Genomic DNA, 23,736 nt, shown 5'->3' with positions numbered 1-23,736 from the left:
TAAGTTCTATCGATATAGGGTAAAATGGCCAACAAATTCTCGGGGATCGTTTTCTCCCCTCAATTTTATAACGTACCAGTAATCGCCACTTGGGAGAGCCTTGGTATTGTAAAAACCATCCCATCCGGCATCGTTTAGGCCCATTCGGTAAATCTCCCTACCATAACGATCAAAAACGATGGTTAGTATCTCAGGGAAGGCTTCTTGGTTTCTTGGCTGCCATGTTTCGTTCAATCCATCACCGCCAGGGGTGAAAAATTCCGGAATTTCGATGTCGATAAATTCCATTGGGATGCTCTGAACCACCTCACAACCATTTTCATCGACTACTCGAACCGTATAGGTTCCCGATTGGTTAATTCGGTAGGTGTTGTCATTGCCGTTGTCAATATCATTGAAAAAGAACGTATAGCCTTCCCTTCCACCTCCGGCTACGGCTGTAATCAGGTTGAGCTCGTTGTTCTGCAATAAAAGCGTCAACGGCTCGAAATCCGCTATTTCAAAATCGAAGGTCTGTACACAACCATTGGCGTGTGCAATAGCGATAAAGTGCGTGCCAGGGGCAATATTCCTAAAATCGGGATTCAATTGCATGTCTGCCGGATCGGTCGAATCCACCGCATAGAGTACATCTCCTAGTACGCTTGAGTCTTCAAGGATAATATTAATATAATTGTCAGGCGAATCTCCCGAACACTCATAAACAGGTTCTACGACCGCGTTCAGATTAACGCCTGGGGTGACCGAAACAATCAGATCGGTCTCACAATCATTCGCATCTCGAACTATGATGACATAGTCCCCACTTGCCAAATCGGTGAAATCCATTCGGTCCTGAACGAAATCGGCTTCCGAGTTCGAGTTCAAGGCCGTTCTGTATGGGGCCGTTCCTCCGGTAACGGTTAAAGAAATGGTACCGTTTTCCTCTCCGATACATATTTCAGGGGTTGGGGTTCCAGTTGCTTCCAACAATTCGGGAGCGGTGATGGTATATGATAACTCTACAAAACATCCATTTTCATCTTGTGCGATAACGGTATAATCCCCAGGAGCAAGATCGTTGAATTCCCCAATTGGGAAGAATTGGTCAAGTCTTGGTGAAATGGCATACTGATATCCTCCGGCGCCACCAGACAAGCTCACTCGAATACTACCGTTTTCGTCCCCGAAACAGCTCGGGTTTGTGAAATCATTGGCATCGTCTACCACCAATATAGCAGGCTCATTAATAATAACTTCCCGCGAATCAGGGGGGCAATCATTGCTGCTGACCCGAACATAGTAGGTTCCAGCAGGCAAGTCGCTAAACTGGCCTGAAGTCTGGAAATTACCGGGACTGTAGTAATTATTCGTCAAGGCGGCATCGGTGAATAGGGCATATTCGTAATTGCCCAAGCCACCGGTGGCCGAAGCATATATTATAGCCGTATTTTCTCCATTACAGTTGATTACCGCTGCGCTGGCATCGATTTCAAGTACGACCGGATCAATCGGGTCTTCGCTAATTTCATTGGAAAGTACAGCAGTACATCCACTCGCTTCGTCCCGGACGTAATAGCGATACGTTCCGGCAGCTAACACGCCACTTTGTGGCAGGTTCACCGTATTGCCGACCATAGGAATAAAGGTGATATTGTCTTCACTATAGGCATAAGTCCCGCTACCACCAGTGGCGGACAACTGAAACTCAACACCTGTGGCACAGGTCAACGGACTAGTACGCAATAATGTTGCGACTACCTCGACCGGGTTGGCAATTTGCACAATTGTCGTTTCGGTCGTACATCCGACATCATCGGAAACCGAAATACTATAGAAACCGGCGGGCAGGTTTTGGAAGTTATCCGCTGTCTGTGTGGCCGAGGTCGATAATAGATTGGTGCCGGCTGCATCACTGTAGGTATTTAAGCGATACAGGTAGGCCGGTGTTACATTTCTCGCCGCTACCGTAGCTGTAACGCTTGCTGTATTGTCGTTGAAACAGGCCAAGTTGGTATTGGCTATCGTGGCCGTAAGCGCATCTGGGGTAATCAGAGTACGGGCGCCCGTTGCAATACATCCTAGTGCGTCCGTAACGGTCACATCATAGTCGCCTCCGGCCAATCCGGTAAAGATATAGGCCGAAACATTTGTTTGGGTCTGGCTGTAACCAGCGGCGGTATCTTCCAATAAAATGGTATATGGTCCTTGACCACCGGACGGATTGACCAAGATTCTTCCTTGGTCGTCGGTACAACTTGGACTTGACTCTTCAGTAACGGCCGCGATTAGTGCTGCGGAAGGAGTTGTAATGGTAAAGACTTCCGTCTGAGTACATTCTGGGTACCCGTTTTGCCTTATTTCGACAACGAAAGTTCCGGCGGGTACCGCAATGGTCCCGGTCGGTCCTACATCCGGCCAAGTACCATCCAAGATAAAAGGCCCATCGTCGGAACGATCTGCTGGGGTACCGTTGGCATCAAAGATCATCCATACAAAGCCACCCGTGTAGGTCGCATCGGAAATTTCCAATTGAATCTCGCCGGTGCCGCCAAAACACTGCACATCGCTTAGTTTGTTCACGGTAATATCGAAGGTATTGGGATCTGCAATAAAGTGGGTGACCGAAATCAAACAACCCGTATTCACGTTCCTGATTTCAAAGGCATGTGAACCCGTTGCCAAATCGTTGAATACGTTCGAGGATTGGAACGTGCCACCTGGCAACAATCGATACTCGTAGTTCGCGGGACTACCGGTGGAATCGCTCAATGAACCAACTACGTCAATTCGGATATCCTCTCCGGCGTTTACACATGAAATCTGATCGATTATGGCCACGCTGGCAGATTGAAGCACATCAAAAGGTGCGATGTAGGCCGTTGTATTTCCAACACATCCCATGGAATCATATACATTAATGGAATAGTTGCCACCGGCGAAATCGGTTTCTGTGTAGCTGGCATTGGGACCATCCTGAACGGTGGTTGCCGTATCGGTATTGATAAATTCATAGCGCACATAGCTACCAGAACCACCGGTGATACCGGCATCAATGGTAATGGTTGCATTGTTGCCATTGTTTCCGGCCGTACAGGCAAAATCGATTACCGTTGCGGCAACATTTGCAATGGCATCGGGCATAACTATCGCTTGCGTCTGCTCGACAAAACAGCTGTTCGTACCGGTAGCCCTTACAGTGTAGGTAATGCCCGGTGTTGCTGCACCAGTTAGTCCACTGAATGTAGCTGTAGTTGCTGTGCTGGAGGTGGGTAGAATAGGAGAACCTACCGAACTACCATCTCCAGAGACGATTTCAAAAGTGTACGGTCCTACCCCGTTATCCGGAACACTCACCGCAATCGTACCGTCATTGGCACCGTTACAGCTAACATCCGTGGCCGAATCAATAGTTAATACGGGATAAACCGCAGGTTCAAGATTTTGGGTAATGTTGGTGGGGCAGGCTTGGGTGGCGTCTTGGTCCGTAATAGTAAACACATAGTCACCTACCAAGGTCAAACCTGTAAAGACTCCAGTCGTATTGGCATCGTCCGCAGGGTCTGCCGCTAAGGTTCCGGGATATCTAACCTCGTAGTCAAAGCTTCCCGAACCACCAGTTTGGGTTACGGTGATTTCCCCACCTGGGCTCGCACTACAATCCAAGGACTTAACAACTGTGGTCAAGGGGGCGATAGGTGCATATAGGGTTACAGCTGCCGTAACGAAGGTACAGGTCCATTGGTCGCTGACGACGACTTGGTACTGTCCCGCTCCCAATCCGCTAAAGACGTCGGAGGTTTGTATAGGCCTCAGGTCTTCAAATGTTCCGTTAATGGTATTGAATACCTGTAGCTGGTAACGGTAGTTGCTTCCTTGACCGTTTGCCTCGTTAATGACCTCTATTTCGCCGTTCAGGTCGGTACAGTTAGGCTGGTTGATTTGAAGGTCAGCACTTATAGGAGTCGGATTGGCAAGCAGGATGCCATTGTCCACTTGGGTCTGGCAACCTTCGCTGTCGATCACCCAGGCCTCATAGGTTCCCGGTGCAAGGTTCTCGAACCTTAGGGTCGCCGAATAGTCTCCGGCTACCGTCGGTGCAACGGTTCCCACATAATATTGGTAAGTTCCCCATCCACCGAGCACATCGATGATTTCAATGGTCCCGTCATTACCAACACATGTAATCGGCGTTACATCGGTGTTCGCAGTAATAGCAGCGCTTGGTCCTGCAATAGTGAACAGCGCGTTGTTGACACAGGATGGATCTGAATCCTGAGTGATTTCGACGCGGTACTCTCCTGCCCCGATAGCGAAGGGTGCAGTCGGGCCGACATTGGCCGAAATGCCATTTGCCGCTGCGATAATAACATCATCCAAAAGATCTGCCGTGCCCTGGGAATCATAGATTTGCCATAAGAACCCTGCGGCATACGGGTTGATCGGGTCGTTGATGGTAAAGCTTACCGAGCCATTGTCACCAAAACAGATGACGTCGGTCACCGTTGTATCGATTTCAAAAGTATTCGGGTCTTCTATTTCAAATGCGGTCTGTATAAAACAAGAGGTATCGGTGTTGGTAACGGTCACTTCATAGTTTCCGACACCAAGCCCTGTAAATACAGCAGTAGCTTGGTTTAACGAGCTATAGGCGTTATCCGTACCTGTTACCGAATAGGTGATGGTCGGTACTGGAGTAGCCGGTGTGGCCGTATAGCCAATGGTGACCTGTGCATCATTGCCAGGGGTACAACTTACACCTTGATCGATGATAACCGTAGCATTGTTTATTTCCACATAAGGAAGAATGGTCGCATTGGTACTTCCGAGACAACCGTTGTCGTCGTAAACGTTGATAATATAGGTACCTCCGGCCGTGTTGGTCTCGGTATAGATCGTTGAGGAACCGGTTTGAACGACCACATCATCTCCTGTCGTAGCTGTGCCCTGATCGTTGATGAATTCGTATCGTACGAAGGTTCCGCTTCCGCCAGTGATACCAGCGTTGTTGATACTGATACTAGCATCGTTCGGATTGTTTCCGGCAGTACATCCAAACTCGACTACTGCGGCTGCGGGAACTGAAATGATAAACGGCTCGTCGATAACGATTCCTACGATATCGAACGGACAGTTGTTTGTTCCCCTTCCCGTAACGGTATAGGTATTCGGTGGAAGGTTTTCAAAGGTATTCGTGGCCGCATTAAAGCTTCCGGCCGCTGGCGAAATGGTATAGGTCAGCGGATTGATACCGTTCAAGGTTTCGGTCAAGGTAATGCTTCCGTCGTTGGCTCCGTTGCAGCTTAGGTCGGTATGTACCTCCGTAAAGGCTGGGGTAACCGCATCTGGCACTGTAATATTGAAAATTCTGTTACATGGGCCCGCCGTCAAATTGTCGTAGACCGTAATGACATAGTCCTCCGCAATCGTGGCGCTAAATACATAAGGGTTGCTTGGCAAGGCCTGTTTTGCAACAACAGTTCCCGTGCCATCGGTAATTTGATAGTCGTAATCTCCCGATCCAAAGGTCACCTCTATGGTGATTTCGGCATCCGGTGAAGCGGTACAATCCAATAATTTGGTCAAGGAAACATTGGCTTCCAGAATCGGGTGAATGTCTACGGTATCGGTATCGGTACAGCCGTTGCTGTCGATGATGGAAACGGTATAGTTTCCGGTGGTCAAGTTGTTAAAGACACCGCCATTATCCACGTAGGTGGCGCCACCATCAATGGAGTATAGGATTTGAGCGGCTGTGCTGCTTGCATTGATCGTTAGCGACGTTGGAGACACACAATTATCGACCACTATGGAATCGATGGTCGGATTCGCCGTCAAACCGACATTGATCGGTCCTAAGTCGGCAAAGCATCCGAACTGATCTGTAATCGTTATATTGTAGTTGCCTGCCGGTGAATTCGCGGGAATGGACACCGGGTTATCCGGAGTTCCCGTAATCGTTGAAAAAGGAGCAGGACCGGTTACGGTATAGGTAAAAGTACCTCCTCCGCCTTGAATGTTCTCTATGGCGATTAAGCCGGGGTTCGCGCAGGAGATATCGCTAAGTTTGTTCAAAGTCGCGGTAATGGGATCCAATTCGTCCAAAAAGAGGTTTTCCGAAGCACCCCTACAACTATCCACACCACCATCAACTTCGATGACATCTATAAAATAGTTTCCAGTAGGCAAACCATTCACGGTTACATCCTGTGGAGAGGTAAAAGGCTGATTGATGGCTGTTCCGCCACCGCCACTATTGGCCACTGCTACCGGCGTTCCACCGCTAACATCATAGACCGTCCATCGAAACTCGCTACCGAACGGTGCGGTATTGTCGGTCACGGTAAAGGTGATTTCACCATCGGAGGCACCTGCACAAGATGGCTCTGATGCGGTCGTAATCGCCAATGGAACGGTAATCAAATCATTGACGTTCACGTTGCTTTGACGTACACAGCCAGCAGCATCACGTACATAGAAAACATAGGTCCTTCCAGGCACAAGTCCTGTAAAGGTATAGGGAGTGGCGTTGTCGGTAGCAGGGTTCGGTTCCCATGGATGGACCGGTGTCAATGAATCAAAGTTGGCCGGGTCCTCAGAGTAGGTGTATTGATAGTTCGGCGTTCCCTCACCGCCCAATACGGTCACCTGTAATTCATTACAATTAACGACCACTGCCGAAACGGTAATATCCAGATCATCTAACGGGAATGGGATGATAAAAGGAGGTAAGTCGGTTTGACATACGGTAACACCCCCTGAAACCGTCCGCATAGACGGATAAACGGTATCACCGGATGTATAACCGGTAAAGCGATCCGTTGTTCCGGGAACACTGTTATCGCCTGTCCAAGTAGCTCCTCCATCGGCACTGAATTCTATGGTACCGAGTGTAGTGGTGTACGAAATAAACTCGAATCCAAAATCATTCGGATCTCCCGTACAGGAAGCTGGAGTAACCCCTCTCACGTCACCAGTCAATTCATCGGGATTGTTTATGGTAACCGGTGTATCGGTTACGGTACATCCATTGGCATCGGTTACATTGATCGTATAGTTACCAGGCGCCAGATTATAGTAGGTTTGCGTACTTGCTATTACGTTGCTATCCGTCTGGTTGGAAGCTCCGCCATTATCCAAATCGATGATTTGAATGGTATAGGGGTTATCGCCCGAAGTAATGCTCACTTCAATGGAGCCTACTCCGTTATAACAAATTGGATTGGTTGGTGCGGATGAAAAGGTCAATGGCGTAGCGGGATTCACCGTTACGGTATCCATAAATTCACAATGTGATAGCGCATTCGCATTGTTATCCCAAACATACGCATCATAAGCGCCGTCGTTACCGGCGGTTACCGTAAAAGTGTTGGCTGGACCGAAATCGACTGTGGTTACGGACGTTCCCGTACTGACAAATGCATAGGCGTAGTTGCCATCACCGCCCGAAGGGGTTACCGTAATACTCCCGTCTGCGCAAGAACTAATATCGATAACATCGACTATGGCGTTCAGTTGCGGATTTATGGTAATGGTCTGTTGTGATGCCGTACAACCAAAAGCGTCGCGTACATCAACAGTGTAAGTGCCATTGGCCAGCCTGTCGAAGGTATAGGTTGTTCCCGTAGCGGGAGTCGGGGTCATCCATGGACCGCCATCAAGGCTGAATTGGAACCCCCCATTCCCGGGAAGGGAGCCCGCATCGATATCGACCTGAATACTGGCATCGTTCGCTCCTGAATAGCAAGCGGTCGGAGTTGTCGTAAAGGCAGGGCTTACCGGCGCGGTTATGGTAATGGGGGTATCAATTGCGTCTGTACACCCGTTGGTATCTCTTGCGCGTACGATATAGTCTCCTGCAGGAACATTGGTAAAGGTCGTAGTACCCTGGTAGGCCGTTAGGATACCACCCACACCATCTTCAAGTTGGTATTCATAAGTGGGTGTTCCATTGGAGGCGCTAGCTGTGATGGTGGCTCCCGTGTTGTCACAAGTAAATGCTTCCGTGATGCTTGCTGCCGCTACAATGGCCGTTGGCTCGGTCAAGGTTTGGTTCAAGGTTACGGTACATCCGGCAATCGGGTCGTTTACATCGCGAACCGTAATGGTATAGGCCTGTGCTGCGAGACCGGTCAATTGTTCCGGTGCTGTAAACGGACCTACAAAGGTAGTGGCATCCAAACTATATTCGTATCCACCTGTACCGAAGTTATCGGCCGAAATGGTTATCGTTCCCGAATTATCGGCATTACAATCCAAGTTTTCAAAAGCGGTAATGGTGGCCCCAAAGGCATTGCCAGACTCCACGATTATAGGGATGTCCCTAGTACAATCGCTTCCGTAATCCACCGTAATGACGTGATTTCCTATGGCCACATCGCTCAGTATATTGGCTCCGGCCCCTGTCTGTCCAGGCAGGACTCCATCTAGAATATATGTATAGGATGCATCGAATGGGTTAACCGTAATTTCTCCGGTTCCATCGCAGTTATAACTAATGGAGGTCGTCAAAACCGGCTCAACCGGTAAGGGTAAAATGACGATGTCGCCCAAAGTGATGCCACAGGAAGTGACATTGGCATCGCGAACACGTATACTGTAGGTTCCATCGATAAGGTCGACGAAGGTATGTCCGCCGGTGGTAGCGGCAGTCCACGTACCTCCGTTAATGCTGTATTGGTAACTCCCTGAACCTCCGGAAGTTGGTGTAACGCTTCCCACGGTAATCTGCCCCGATTGGGTACAGGTATAATCTTGTGTCTGTACCGCCTCGGCTTCTAAAAGAGCAGGTTGGCTTACAGGTACATTCTGCACAATAGTTTCACATCCATTCGCATCGCGAACACGCACGGGATATGTTCCAGCGGCTAGGTTCGGAAAATTGGATCCTATGACATAGGTAGCACCGTTGTCGATGCTATAGGTAAAAGGTGCTTCCCCACCAGAATTTACAACAATCGATATGGCGCCGTTCGACGCTCCAAAACAGCTTACATCGCTCGGAGTAGGCGTAATTGCTATTGGATCATCCTGAAATATGGTGATTTCAGTAAAGGCGGTACAACGATTAGGTCCTCCGCTCGGATCACGCAGATAGATATCGTAGTCTCCAGGAGCGAATACCTCCCTAACGGTGGAAGCGTTATAGTCTGGCATTGAAGGAGTGGCGCCATCGGGCATTACAGCAAACTGAAAAGAACCATCACCACCCGAAGATGAAATTGTTATAAAGGTCGACGTAGCGCAGGCGGTAATATTTGGTGCTGTTGCACTCACGGTTATCGGCGGGTCGATTTCCGCGATTTGAGCAACTCCGATACATCCGGCACCGTCTCTAACATTAATGGTATAACTACCATCGGCCAGGTTTGTGAATATATATGAGGTTGCGCTTGATGGAGTTGGAGTCACCCACGGTCCGCCATTGATGCTGAAGGTATAATTGCCGTTTCCATCGGTTACATCTACCTCAATCGTGGCATCGTTTGCACCGGAGTAACAATTTGTGGCGGTAATATCAAATGCGATGGTTTCTGTCGACACAACCGTCAAGGACGAATCGATAGGGTCTTCGCAAGAATTATTATCACGCACACGCACGATATAATCGCCTGGTGCGATTCCCGTAAAAACCGTATTTGATCCATTGGTCGCAAAGTCATAGCTTGCGACCGCAACGCCTGCGGTATCCTCTAATTGATAGGTATAGCCGGGTGTCCCTCCAGAAACACTTGCGGTAATCGTTGCCCCTCCATTGGTACAATTTAGGGGAGTGGTAATGGCAGCATTGGCCGCTAGGATAGCTGGTTCAGAAATAGTGGCTTCCACAAATGTCGTACAGCTTGTTTCGTCCGCTTTTCGCAGTTCGATACGTTGCAGCCCGGCACCATAAATGGCACCCGTAGTCACGGGAGAGGTGGTAGAATTGATCCAAGTCGTACCGCCATCCAACGAATAATCGAAACCTGCGGTAGCGTCAAAATTCTCCGCTTCGAAAGAGATGGTACCATCGGAAAGCCCATTACAACTTACATTTGTCGACCCAACGATATTGGATGCAAAAACCCTACCCGCTTCCACAACTACCGAAGTCTGTACGGTAAGCTCACAAACTTCAGGTGTTTGATAGACGGTAATATCGTCAATAGCAACATCGTTACCATTAATTTCACTCTCATTGGTAGTGATTACCAAATTCAAACTTGTATTCGCACCTGGATTTAAAGAAAGAACGTACTCGTTCCAATCTTCATTATTCGGTACCGCTCCAGTGTTTGCCGTGGCGACAACCGCATCCGTAGTGGTATCTCTCAATTCTATCGTAAGGTCGGGAGCCACAAGCGTTCTTGTGCTGCGGATAAGATTGATTAGCCATAACGACACATCTATCGGTTGGTTGGGGATAATGTCGTTAATAGGTTTTTGGTAAATGATTTGTCCAGGACTCGGGGCACCTATATTGATGACGAGGTAGCGACCGTCCGCGATGGTTCCATTACTTGTATGGTCATCAACAGGTCTCATCCAGGCACCGAATGGTCTTTCAATATGACTTGTGACAGCGTATTCATAATCATTTATAGATCTACTATTGTCAATCGGAGCGCCACTTGGTGTAGTATCGTCCAATTGATTTTCATAGAAATAGCCCGATGTATTGGGATTGGGTATGGTAAGGCCGTTTCCGAAATCTTCGGAAAGCAATAAGCTTGGGGTTGGCGGTGTTTGCGAAACATAATTCGTACTTACCGTATAGGTGCCGGGAGCGACATTGGTAAAGACGTTGCTATCGGGCGGCGAATTGATGGCCCCATCCAAAGAATAAGTATAGTTGTAGGTAGTAATGTTCGGAGTTGCTGTTACGGTGGCAGAACCGTCGCATAAATAACTGACTTCCGGGGTTAAGGTCACCAATGGTGGTGGTGGTACATCTTCGACGGTCACGGTCATCGGGAACGTACAGGTGCTGGCGTCCCTAACGATAATGGTATAGGTACCCGCGGGCAAGACTTCAATCGTAGAAGTACCGTAGGTGCTACCGCCATCAAAACTGTATGCGTAGGGAGCGGTACCGCCCACCACGTTGGTGATGCGTACCTCTGCGCCCATAGGGTCGCAGGTGGCATCCCTCGAAACTCCAGCGGAGGCCGATAACGGAAACGGCTCGACGATATCGTGGGTAATATTTATGGTACAGCCCGAGCTATCGGTTACCTGAATGTTATATGTTCCTGCCGATAGGTTTACATAGGTCGGCGATGGTTGGGTAGTTGTTCCCGCATCGATACTGTAGGTGTACGGTCCTATACCGCCCGAAGGCACGATGGTAATCTGCGCATCATTGTTACCACTACAGCTTACGCCCGAATCATCGGTAACGGAGACCGTCATGGCACCGTTGTCGGTAATGGTTACTTCGTTTGAAAGTGCAAAACAGTTGTTCGAATCGACGATTACGAATACGTAGTCCCCATCTTCCCCTGGCGTATAAAGCTCATCGATACCGTCGTCGTCGGTATCGCTCCACCCAAAGTTGAATACGGGATCGGTTTGATACGCATCGCCTGGGATAGCGCCAAAATCCGTATAAAAAGGGGTTCCGTCCTTAGACCAAATCGCGTAGCTGTATTCCGGATCGGGAAAGCCGTTGCTCCCCGTCAGGGTAATCATACCGGCACTACAGCCGATATTTCTGGTGGTAACCGCGAGAACGGTAGGGTCCGGTGTAGCCGCTACGGTCACATTTTGTGAAAACGTACAGCCGTCCGAGGTAGAAGCCTCAACGATATAGTCGCCTGGGTTTACGTTAAAGGTATGGGTATTGTCGGGCTGGGCGGTTTCGTCATCTACCAATGTACCGTCAGCTAGGCGAAGGACATAGGTGTAATCGGGCCGTACATTCAGAATGTCTATCTTAATCGTGCCCTGTGCATTACAATTGGCAGGAGTGGTTTCAACATCCACCTGAAAATCCCTGTCCAAAACCCCAATATTCGGAGTGCTGAAGATACAGGCCCCAGGAATGGGGTCTCCCGCCCCATCCAATTGCACTACATCAACACGGTAGGCTCCATTGGTGGTAATATCGAAACTAGGTCCGTTGTTGGCGCTAAACGGAATCAAGATGGTGCCAGCGGCAACATCCAACAATCGGTAACCATAGTTGGCCCCGAGGTTGGTAATCGTAATGTTCCCATCGGTGGCACAGAAAATATCCCTTTTGTTGTACTGAACATCCAAATTGTTTTGAAAAACATCGAAATAGAACCTGCTGAAACAACCGTTGGCGTAGTTTATGACCAAACGATATTTGCCCGGTGCATTGGCGGTAAAATCGCCTCCCGTACCGACTTGGTTGTAGGTACAGGTGAGGTTTTTATTGGCACAATCGGCATTGGCGGCGGGGCAACTGGCCTCATCGAGCAATTCCCAAGAGAGGCTTTGCGCATCGGGAATATTAACCTGTATAAGCTGCGTATCGCCGGCACCGCATAAGAAAATCTTGGGTAATAGATCCCCATCAACACTACACTGTGCGATTTCGCCCTGCACATCGTTGGTCGCATCGGCATCGTTATTGCTATTGTTAAAGAAATCAACTAAAGGATTGGTCTGGGTGCTTCCGAAACGCTCGACCATAATGATTTCCTTAAAACCTTTACAAGGGTCGGCCACGATCTTATCAACGATATAGGTGCCGGTTTGCGTCACCACCAAGGTACTTGGGTCTCCGTCGGGATCACCGTCGTTCTGGACCGTATCGGTGGCATCCAACTCTCCGTTATTGTTATCGTCCCGCACCCAAACATAGGAATCAAAATTGTCTCCCGCGTCGAGAATGGCAAAGTCTCCGCACAACTGTACCGTTCTGGTAAAGTTACAATCGGAGAGGTCGTCTAATAGAAAGTTGGTCGCGCCTGGGGTTACAAAACCACAATCATCAAAATCCGAGACGCTCGGATCATCGGTAATTTGGTTGTCATTGATAACCCCTTCATAGGTCGAGTAGGCTAGATTCTGTATCAAATCGGTACAGGCATCGATAAAGTCGAAGCAGTTTTCAGCCACTTGTACCCGCATACGAATCTGGGAAATGGGGTCTCCTATTTCTATAATATTGTCGGGAATGCTGAAAACAACCTCTCTTGTTGCGGGATTATAAGTATACGTCGTACCTGGGGGCATGGTAATATTGCTCTCGTCCAAAGTGGTGTTTATCGGAAGCACATCGCGAATGGTATAGTTTGTGGCATCATCGTTTCCGGTGTTGGTAAAGGACAATACATAATCCAGAATTTGACCAAGATTTACCCCTTGCCCGGTAATGTCGTTACCGGCGATATCCTCTACCTTTTTCTCCAGAACGATATCAGGTTCGATAATATCTACCCCAAAGGTGACCAAAAACGCCCCAAACCAGTCACTACTGGTTCTAAGCTGCAATCTTGCGGAAGTTTCGCCATTTTCAATGACACTATTCCCGGGGTTGCTGATATTAAAAATATCGGAATCGTACCCCATTGAATTGGTGCTATTGATGTTCCTAGAGTTGACATTGGCACCATCGATGGTAATACTGGAATTGAAAAAGTTATTGGCGGGATTGGCGCCATTACTCAAATTCGAATAGGTTGGGTTTAAAGGTGTTCTGATTCGAAACCTATCGCCCGTAAGGTCGGTTTCACCTTCAAGGACACTAACTCCGATACGTGCGCGTACCGGTCCTGCCGGCACAGTATTAAAGCCCGCAATATCGATATTGGATCTACTTGAGGCGGTTGTTTGCGTAGTGACCCCTTCATAGCCGTCGAAAACGGAAATGTACTTGCCCGTTAAAGTGGGATTCTCGTAAATTACAACGAGCGTCCAACCGGCAACGCCATAGGTGTTTCCCCCTCGGGTGCCTCGTATGTTGGCGGCAAAGTATTCTCCGTCGGGGTCGGCAAGGGCTTGTAACATTCCTGTCACGTTTTTATAGCATACATATGGACTGTCGGGAACGCCATCGGCATACCCATCTATGATGATATGATCTTCTTCCCCTACCGGGTCGGCGGCATTATCCGCAGTAATGTCGACATAGGTACCTCCCGGAACCTTGAATTTAATGCTGGTAACGTCGTTGTGGGTGTTATCATCTGGATATCTTGAAGTATCATATGAATAGGGATACGAGCTCGGGGTGTTCCATTCTACATCATAATTTCCCGCCCAGTAAAGTCCAGCCCAGTAAATTCGGGAGCAATCGGGTGTTGCAAGAGTGGAACTACTGGAGTTAAATATACCTGGGCCAGGATCAACGTTGACGTAATCGCGTATCCAAGAATTGTTTCCGAAAGTGCCATTGTAGGGGATATTTACAATGGTAGTGCCCGGCGCGGGAAAATCCTCGACCCTATTCATGACACTATTCGCCAAAAAGGTGTAATCCCCTTTAATATTAATATAGTCTAGAGAGGGGTCATTGGCATTTTGTAACCTAGGACCAAAAGCCTGTTGTGCCTGAATATCGGAAATGAAAAAACAACCAATGATAAGGGCAAAGAAGACAAGATATTTCTTTTGGATAGCTATTCGGTAACTCATCGAAGTTGGTAGGTTAGGTGGAATGCATTTGGAGTTTGGTTCAAGACCCAAAATGCAATTCCTAAAATGATTTGGTTGAATGGATCAAACTAAAAATCAGCATCACCTACAAATATTAACCTTAATCACGTGGCTGGAAATTTAATGTTGTGGTATGGTCGAATTTTGTTGTGAAACGCGGGTTTGGTAGGGTTTGGAGGTGTTCGATTCCTCCGTAATCTGCCGTGGCGTCGTTGGTCGGCGAAAATGGGATTTTACAGAAGTTGAAATGATTTTTTGACGGCTCACCTTCATTTTTGCCCGATTCTAATCGGAGACAATGGAGCTATAAAAATGGAAAGAAAAATGGTTTCAGAACGGGTAAAATTTTAATTTAAGAAGAATCATTGTAGTGTGTAATCAGTAAATAGGCTATAAAACCGAATGGTATGATTGAAGGTAGGATTCATAAATAATGCGGTTTTGGAATCAAAATAGCTTTTTGAGCAACCCGTACGAACCTTATCTATCTGCACTTGGATTCCCTAAAAAAACGTAATATAACTGGCAAACCTACCCATTGGCATTTACGGATAATCGCTTGAATTTTTCAGCTAAAGAGGAATAGGAATTGACTTTGCCCCTACTTTAACGAACTAAGAGAATTCTTCTGGAAGACCAGAAAATATTTTCCAATACGACCTATGTAATTGGCTAAATGCTATTTTAAAAAGGTGGTTTTCTTGAATACCAGATAAGGCGGATTTCCCAATGATTAGAGCAGCGAAAAAATGGTGATATGGGAAGTTATAGATTTTGGTAAAGATTGCTATTGAGGATCATCCTTGCGCATGGCTTTTTTCGTGAGTTTTGGAGCCTCAAGAAATTCTTCCTCCGTGATAATGCCATCGGCGTTGGAATCGATTTTTTTGAAATCATGTCTTAAAGTTCCGTTGAGCTCATTTTTTGTAAGCCGTCCATCTTCGTTCATATCCATTTTAGCGAACAGTTTTTCAGCCGTAGCAACAGGTGTCGCCTCGCGTTCTTGATTCGTTGATTGCCCGGATACATTATTGGTAACGAAAAAAGCAATGCCTAATACGCAAAGCGTAGATTTGATCGATACGTATTTCATAAATTTTTGATTTGAATTCTTCTATCTATTTTGACTTAAGTCCGGTGAACTTTCTTTAAGCTTTTGGTCAGTGATGTTGCTGAACCAGTTTGATATTCTTTTATAGCGGCCGCCATATAGACCAAATGGTATGAATATTTTTGATTTTATCTTGGGATCATAATATTAAGAACTTTGTTCTACGAACATTTGCGCAACGCAGGCTATTGAGTGATAGGGTTATGATTTGGTTTTAATGTGCCGGTTTAACTACCCTAAGACCAGGTATAGAATAGGTTCCTTTAGGATTCTTTTTTAACAGCACTGCCAGCTCGTGGGGCTAATTCGTCTCAATTTATTGCGATTCGATTTTGGGTTAAGCGCCGTGCCTAATAACTTGATTTTTTCATATTGAATCGTCTCGGAAAAATAGTTTTACGCCAGCACATCCTGTTGGTGTACCCGCATGATCCACATTTTATCCTCGTACGAATCGTTTATTTTCGAATAATAGGAAATAAGCGCGTTGTTCCAGGAAGCATGCCGTTTTAGGTACACATATCTCCAGTTGTTCTCCGGATTGATAAAATAGCTCGCACTCAAACCATAGGAGTTCAAAGTCTTTACAAAACGCTTTGCATTTTCAGGATTGGCGAAGACATTGGCAATGATGTAGTAGCCTGATCCTACACCTTCTAACCTAAAGTTTCTTTCGGCAGGTTTTGACGCAGCGATTTTATCCTTAATAACGGTATTTTTCTTAAAAGTGTTGGTGCCGTACTGACTCGCTTTTTTCTGAATTTTATCGACATTGCTCGCATAGGCCTCGTTCGTATAGCGGCTATCGACATTCATGACCCACATCGGGCCATCGTAGTTACCGCCCAGATTGCTGAGGTATGCCGCGGATGCATCTTCCCAATTGTCATAGCGCTCCAGATATACATATTTCAGCCCATTTTTGGGATTGTCGATATAGTCGGATACAATGCCTTTGTCGTCAAGGCTGTTCATGAACTTCTCCATATACTTTCCACCTTTATATACATTGGCTACGATATAGTATCCGTTTTCGACACCATCCAAATCACGGAATTTCCTGCTCTTGATTTTATCCGTTTCGGCAACCTTGGCGTAAGAACTACTTTGCGTATTGTCCTGTGCACTTGTGGTTGCTGTGGTTGCTGTTTGGCGGTCGGTTCCTGGTGTGGTCCTACGGGTCGGTACCGTGGCTGCTACAACAGCATCACGTTCTTGCGACGTAGTATTTGTACCAGTTGTTATATTTTCCTTTTCATCAGTTTTTGCGGTACTTGCTATACCATTATCGCTGCTGCTTTGTTCAGTCGGGTTCGTATAACTAGTGGTCGCTGCGACTGTGGTTTTGTCATTTCCGGATCGGAACAGATTTTCCGCTCTTTTTTCCAGGTCGGGCCGTTCGCCACTTGTTTCATTTCGCACCATACGCATCACCATTTCAAAACGCCGTTCCAGGTCCTGTTGGCGATTGGCTTCCAAGGAATCCTGCCGAAACATCAATTCTGCGATGATCGCATCATTTTCGGCCAGTTTTCTTTTCAGTTCGGCAATCTCCTCATTGTCGGTTAGTGCGGTCGGGTCTATTTCTTCGTTGGACGCGAGTTCGTCATTATTGTCTTCAAGCATAACGCGGTCTTCCGTAAGATTCGGAGTAAAGGAATAGGCAAAGGAAATCTCATGGGTTACCCCTAAATTATCGAAATCGTTAACGAAACCTTTTTCAACGCTATACCCAAGGGATAGCCTCTTGTTGATGTTAAAGCCCGCTCCGACCGATGCTCCGTAAAAACTATCATAGCCACCTTGCAACCAACCCAATTTAGGAAGGTCGAGAATAAGGCTGCCCCCATAGGTAAGGTCGTTTTCCTCTGTTGAACGCACTCTTTGGCTGTTCATACGAACACGAGCCAATGGCATCAATCTTGCGTTCTCCAATAGCCCGGATGATTTATCAAATGGATGGGTATATTGCAAATGTGCCGAATAACCTTTGTCCGCAAAATCGGACAGCGATTCACTGGTCTTCAAATTGTATTCGATAAGGTTTTCCGCGAACGCCCCAAAATCGAACTTTCCATAGGAAATATTAAAACCGGGCTGAAAGGAAAGAATGTTGCTGTCTTCGGTACCATTCAGTAAGAAATCATCTTGATCAACAACATCTACACCATTTCTGTTCAGTCCTGTACTGTAATACGCCAGGTTACCCCCGAAGGTAAAATTACTTTTATCGCTTAATTTGATTCCATAGGCGTAATTGGCCAATACCCCGATATTCGAAATTGGCCCGATTCGCTGCGAATACAAGCTAAGTCCCAAACCACTTTTGTCCCCGATACGCCCACTGTAACTTAAGAAGTAGGTTTGATCATTGTCCTGAAATTGTACCGATTGGTTTCTATGTAAAAGGTTTACATAGGATTTATCTTCCCGAACCGTGGTAAAGGTGGGGTTGATTAAAAAACGATTGAATTTCAAGAGATTTTGTGGTGCGACCCGGTAGGGCAATACTGGGTCGTTTTCCTGTGCTTGCACGTTGGCCGTGAAAGACAAGAACACAATAAGGGATAGGCTTAGGTATTTGATAAATTTCATTTGGGACAAATTATCTGATAACAGTGATGGTTCCTTGTTTTAAAGTCTCGTTGGCATTTCTAACGACATAGTAGAACACCATGTTCTGTTTCGGGAACGTCATTGAAGATTCCGGCCAGTTGTTCTGGTATCCGGTAACGTTCAATAACTCGGTTCCTTTATCATTATAAATGACAACACTTACATCGGACTTGTTAGAATAGGAATTGGGGATGACCCACTGATCATTGGAGCCATCACCGTTGGGCGTAATTACGTTAGGAATATTAAAGAGGTCCAAATATACGGCTCTTAGTTGTCTTGTAACTTGACAATTGTCTATAGAGGCCACTAAGGTAAAGTCCCCTTCTTCGGTAAAGGTCATCGTGTCGGTACTACTCAGGAGGTTGTTGCCGGCATCGAACCATTGATAGCTGGTTCCGCCGGAGGCTCTAACGGTTTCTGAACTTCCCTCTGGGAAAATGACATCTCCATCAACATCTAATTGAATTAGATTCGGGTCAAGTCCATTAATTACGATTTCATTGGAATACAGTGTACATCCATTTTTATCGAGGGCCAATCTATAAGTACCTGTGTCCGTTACGGTCAGTGTTGGAGTGGTTGCGCCCAGAGCAACACCATTCCGCTCCCAAATAAAAGTTTCTGAACTCAGGTCAGTAGCTGTGCTAATCGTTAACGTATCGCCACCGCTACAAAATACGGTACCATTGCTGGTAATGGTCACCGTTTCGTTTGTTAATAGTTGTACCGGTAACGTATTGGACTCATCGGTATATGTATTTAAAGTAGCGTTTACGACATAACTTCCATTTTCAGCGGTATCGCTTAAACTGATATTTCTTCCGGTTGCACCCGCGATGGCGACGCCGTCTCTTTGCCATTGATACGAAAAGGAATCGACTAAGGCTACGGTTACATCTATGGGACTACCGTTGACCAAGGCGTTTATGGTGGTTACTTCCAAAACCACGTCGGTATTCGAACATGCAGCGTAAGTTGTAGGATTGTATCCTATGACTACTTCAAAAGAATCCGGGACAACAGCTGTTGTTGTTTCGGAACTTACCGTGGTCGCACAGGCACCGGTAGTGGATACCTCGACATAGTATGTTCCGTCTTGGGTAATTTCCAAAGTGCTGTTCGTAGCGCCGGTTATAATAGTACCATTTCGATACCATTGATAGTTTGCTGCCGTAGCGGTAGTGCTTACACTCAAGGTTTCGGGTTGCGAAGGCAAGACCACTACATTGGCAGGGTTGTCACGGGTTACGGTAAAGCCGCCGGCGTTTGTCATGGTGATGCCTGCAGACCGTTCGGTACATATGCCTGTGGCCGAAATCTCTACTTGATAGTCACCTTCAAAACCGACTGTATTGGCATTCACGGTATAATTGTCGGCCGTGGCACCCGGTATCGCCGTACCATTCTTATACCATTGATAGCTCCATGAGCCATCGGTAGTGTTGATTTGTAAGGTTTCGGTTTGTCCTGCGCACAATGCCGTGTTACTTGGTGGGTTAATAAAGATACCTTGACTGCCACTACAGAACTGTACGTCTATCACATTGGAAAAGGCATTACTGGAACCTGTACAAGGCCCATAATCGATATAGGCCTGGTACATACCGTCTTGATCGGCCAATATGGATGGACCTGTTTCAGCGAGTGGGCCGGTGCCACTTCTATACCATTGGTAGGAGTATGAATTGGCATCGGGAATATTATCAACCGTAAGGGTGACCGGTGTCGTAGTATTATAGGTTCCCGGTGTGGTACCGTCCCCGTTGGGACTAATATTGAAATTGGAGGTGACCCCTTGATAGTACAATGAGAATGTTGCGGACTCAGCAGGGGGTCTGACGGGGCTTGTACTGCGAACCCTGAATTTATATCCATCTCCCCTCGTATTTGTTGGAAGCGCAAATTGTTGAAAGAACTGTCCGCTCGTCGTATTTTGTCCTCCCTCACGGGCGAGCTCAACGGGAGCGCTAAAACTTCCCGAAGCATCGGATAGTTCCAAGATAAATTCGTTGCTGGCATCGAAGCTGCCTACCCAGCTGATTTCCATGAAGTATTCGTTAAAGCCATTGATGCCTGCACAAATGTTGGGACCCCAGGCATTACCCGCCCCGTTGTTGGGAGGATTCTGATTCGGTGCCGGTTCGGGCGCTTGTAAAACCTGTGCAGAAAGCTGGGAGGCACCTAAAAGTACAAATGCCAATAGTAATAGTGTTGGGGAAAATCTTTTTCGTAAGTTCATAGTAGTCGTAGATTTGGGGTACTACAGTATTCATAGACAAAAATGCTATATTAATTACGCGTGTGAAACTTAATGTTGTGGGCTGCGTAAAATATGTTGTGAAACGCATTTTAAGTGGGGTGAGAAATTTTAATAAGTCCGTAATACAAGCATTTTCGTTATTTTTGTAGCTTAATTTGTTTGCTATGGGCGAAGAGGCCAAATCATTGAATTTTTTAGAGCATATTATCGAGGATGACCTGAAAACCGGCTTCTCCAAGGACAAACTGCGCTTTCGTTTTCCGCCGGAGCCCAACGGATATCTTCACATAGGCCATGCAAGTTCTATCTGCTTGAATTTCGGGTTGGGGCTACGTTATGGTGCCCCGGTAAATTTAAGGTTCGACGACACCAATCCGGCCAAGGAAGAACAGGAGTTTGTAGACGCCATCAAACGGGATGTCGAGTGGTTGGGATATGAATGGGATACCGAACGGTACGCATCTGATTATTTCCAGCAACTGTATGATTGGGCCGTCCTCCTGATTAAGGAGGGGAAGGCGTATGTAGATAGCCAATCCAGCGAGGAAATGGCAAAACAAAAGGGCTCCCCGACAACGGAGGGCAGTGAAAGCCCTTATCGCAATCGCTCCGTTAGCGAAAATTTGGAGTTGTTCGAAGGGATGAAGGCTGGAAAATTTGAAGAAGGCGCTCATGTGTTACGAGCAAAAATCGATATGACCTCGAGTAATATGTTGATGCGCGACCCCATTATGTATCGCATATTGCACCGGGCACACCATCGTACAAATACTGATTGGTGTATTTATCCTATGTATGATTGGACGCACGGGGAGAGCGATTATATCGAACAAGTATCGCATTCATTCTGTACCCTGGAGTTCGCCATGCATAGGGAATTGTACAATTGGTTTTTGGATCAGGTGTATGATGCGGACAAGGTGAGACCAAAGCAGCGGGAATTTGCCAGAAGAAATTTGAGCCACACCGTGGTAAGCAAACGGAAATTGGCAAAATTGGTCGAAGAAGGAATTGTAGATGGTTGGGACGATCCAAGAATGTCAACGATTTCAGGACTGCGACGTAGGGGTTATACCCCGGAATCCATACGCAATTTTGCCGATACGATCGGGATCGCCAAACGGGATAACCTCATTGATGTTTCCCTGTTGGAATTTCAAATACGGGATCATCTTAATAAAATTGCACCTCGGGTACATGGGGTGTTAGACCCCTTGAAATTGGTCATCACGAATTATCCCGAAAATGGTGAGGAATGGCTCGATGCCGAGAACAACCCTGAGGATGCCTCCGCGGGATCACGAAAGGTTCCGTTTTCTCGGGAAATCTATATTGAGAAGGAGGATTTTAGGGAAGAGGCCAACAAAAAATTCTTCCGCTTAAAGTTGGGAAAGGAAGTTCGGCTAAAGAACGCTTACATTATTAAGGCGGAGAGTTGTACCAAAGATACCGAAGGGAATATTATTGAAGTACAGTGTACATATGACCCTAAAAGCAAAAGCGGGAGCGGAACGGAGGAAAGTTTACGAAAGGTGAAAGGAACCTTACACTGGGTGTCCATTCAGCACGCTTTAAAAGCCGAAATTCGCGTATACGATCGCTTGTTTACGGATGAAAGTCCGGATACGCATAAGGATAAGGATTTTATGGAATTCATCAACAAGGATTCTTTAGAGGTCACCACCGGATATGTTGAACCACATTTAAAAGATGCGCAAATGGGTGATAAGGTCCAGTTTCAACGTATCGGCTATTTTTGTGTCGACCCCGATACAACGTCCGATAGATTGGTTTTTAATAAAACGGTCGGGTTAAGGGATTCGTGGGCGAAAATCCAACAGCATGACTAATATTGATTTTTCTTATCGACATTAATATATCAATCGGTATTTTCTATTTGAATCGGCTCGTTCCAAGGCGTTTTGGAAGCTTTTCTCTAGCGGCCAATACAATTGGTTAAAAGGTGGTGAAATACTACTCTGGAAGGCCTTAGAGGGCTTTCTTATCTTTTTTATTCGATAATCGAGATTTGAGCTTGACTGCCGTCAGCTCTGAGGCCTACAGATTGTTTATATTATTCTTTCAACATAGCGAAATACAAACAAAACCCTTGGCCACGATAGTGACCAAGGGTTTTGTTTTTTAAATACGATTTGAATGTTGTTTGTTTTCCCAAAGGTAATCTATTCAGGTTTCTTGGTTTTGCTGGTTTTCTTCATAGACTCCCCGATCATATTGCTCGCCGTGAAGGAGGCAACCATATTGTTCAGCATGTCGCTACCGGCTTGAGGTGAGTTCGGTAATAGAATAAGATTCGTATTGGTCTCCTCTCCTATCGATTGTAACGTATCGTAGTGTTGCGTAACAACGATTAGGGCCGATGCCTCTTGCGAATTGATACCAACCTTGTTCAATACCTCTACGGATTCTTCCAAACCACGGGCGATCTCGCGACGTTGATCGGCGATACCTTGGCCTTGCAGTCTTTTGCTTTCGGCCTCCGCTTTTGCTTTTTCAACAATAAGGATACGGGCGGCGTCACCTTCGAATTGGGCGGCGATTTTTTCACGCTCCGATGCATTAATGCGGTTCATGGCCTGCTTCACCTGTAAATCTGGATCAATGTCGGTCACCAAAGTTTTTATAATGTCGTAGCCGTAGTCCAACATGGCATCCTGTAATTCAGACTTTACGGCAATGGCAATGTCATCTTTTTTAACGAATACATCATCCAATTTCATTTTTGGCACCTCGGCACGTACCACATCAAACACATAGGAGGTAATTTGGTCATGTGGGTACTCCAATTTATAGAAAGCTTCATATACTTTCTCCCTAATAACAACATACTGGACCGATACTTTGAGCTTCACGAAAACGTCGTCAAGTGTTTTGGTCTCTATGATAACATCGAGCTGTTGAATTTTTAGACCTACGCGCGTGGCGATTCTATCGATTAGCGGAATCTTCATTTGAAGACCTGATTGGCGAATACTGTGAAATTTTCCAAAGCGTTCGATAATGACGGCGGTCTGTTGCTTTACGATAAAAAAGGAGGAGAGCAGAATAATGATTCCGAAAAAGATAATCGGTATTAAGAGGAATTGGCCCATGGTGTATTTTTTTAATTATGAATTCAATATAGTGAGAGTTTACGATA

General features: G+C 46.5%; 6 protein-coding genes. 1 reads left to right on the top strand and 5 read right to left on the bottom strand.

The window, feature by feature from the left end; all coding sequences use genetic code 11:
* Positions 1–6: 6 nt before the first annotated feature.
* From FGM00_RS17875 to FGM00_RS17860, 4 genes are all read right to left on the bottom strand, one after another.
* Complete coding sequence (locus FGM00_RS17875) at positions 7–14,565, bottom strand: T9SS type B sorting domain-containing protein (protein ID WP_138854229.1); 14,559 nt, start codon at positions 14,563–14,565, stop codon at positions 7–9.
* Positions 14,566–15,373: 808 nt separating this feature from the next.
* Positions 15,374–15,679, bottom strand: a complete 306-nt coding sequence (locus tag FGM00_RS17870) for an EF-hand domain-containing protein (RefSeq protein WP_138854228.1) — start codon at positions 15,677–15,679, stop codon at positions 15,374–15,376.
* Between the two features lie 414 nt (positions 15,680–16,093).
* On the bottom strand, positions 16,094–18,292 hold the full coding sequence (locus tag FGM00_RS17865) for a PorP/SprF family type IX secretion system membrane protein (protein WP_138854227.1): 2,199 nt from the start codon (positions 18,290–18,292) through the stop codon (positions 16,094–16,096).
* Positions 18,293–18,302: 10 nt separating this feature from the next.
* Positions 18,303–20,555 carry an Ig-like domain-containing protein gene (locus FGM00_RS17860; protein ID WP_138854226.1) on the bottom strand — a complete coding sequence of 751 codons (2,253 nt, stop codon included), beginning with the start codon at positions 20,553–20,555 and terminating at the stop codon, positions 18,303–18,305.
* A 185-nt stretch (positions 20,556–20,740) separates the two neighbouring features.
* Here FGM00_RS17860 and FGM00_RS17855 point away from each other — a divergent pair, with 185 nt between their 5' ends.
* Positions 20,741–22,426 (top strand): glutamine--tRNA ligase/YqeY domain fusion protein, encoded by a 1,686-nt coding sequence (locus FGM00_RS17855; protein WP_138854225.1) that lies wholly within the window; start codon positions 20,741–20,743, stop codon positions 22,424–22,426.
* A 333-nt stretch (positions 22,427–22,759) separates the two neighbouring features.
* Here FGM00_RS17855 and FGM00_RS17850 read toward each other — a convergent pair whose 3' ends face one another.
* Positions 22,760–23,689 (bottom strand): SPFH domain-containing protein, encoded by a 930-nt coding sequence (locus FGM00_RS17850; RefSeq protein ID WP_138854224.1) that lies wholly within the window; start codon positions 23,687–23,689, stop codon positions 22,760–22,762.
* Positions 23,690–23,736: the final 47 nt, after the last annotated feature.

Source organism: Aggregatimonas sangjinii (assembly GCF_005943945.1).
Lineage (GTDB): Bacteria > Bacteroidota > Bacteroidia > Flavobacteriales > Flavobacteriaceae > Pelagihabitans > Pelagihabitans sangjinii.
The sequence above is the reverse complement of the archived record's forward strand: the minus strand, read 5'-3'. Positions and strand labels throughout refer to the sequence as shown.

What these genes read in the sequence shown, in the direction of transcription:
- FGM00_RS17875 (WP_138854229.1), bottom strand. Translation starts at nt 14,565, where the DNA reads ATGAGTTACCGAATAGCTATCCAAAAGAAATATCTTGTCTTCTTTGCC.
- FGM00_RS17870 (WP_138854228.1), bottom strand. Translation starts at nt 15,679, where the DNA reads ATGAAATACGTATCGATCAAATCTACGCTTTGCGTATTAGGCATTGCT.
- FGM00_RS17865 (WP_138854227.1), bottom strand. Translation starts at nt 18,292, where the DNA reads ATGAAATTTATCAAATACCTAAGCCTATCCCTTATTGTGTTCTTGTCT.
- FGM00_RS17860 (WP_138854226.1), bottom strand. Translation starts at nt 20,555, where the DNA reads ATGAACTTACGAAAAAGATTTTCCCCAACACTATTACTATTGGCATTT.
- FGM00_RS17855 (WP_138854225.1), top strand. Translation starts at nt 20,741, where the DNA reads ATGGGCGAAGAGGCCAAATCATTGAATTTTTTAGAGCATATTATCGAG.
- FGM00_RS17850 (WP_138854224.1), bottom strand. Translation starts at nt 23,689, where the DNA reads ATGGGCCAATTCCTCTTAATACCGATTATCTTTTTCGGAATCATTATT.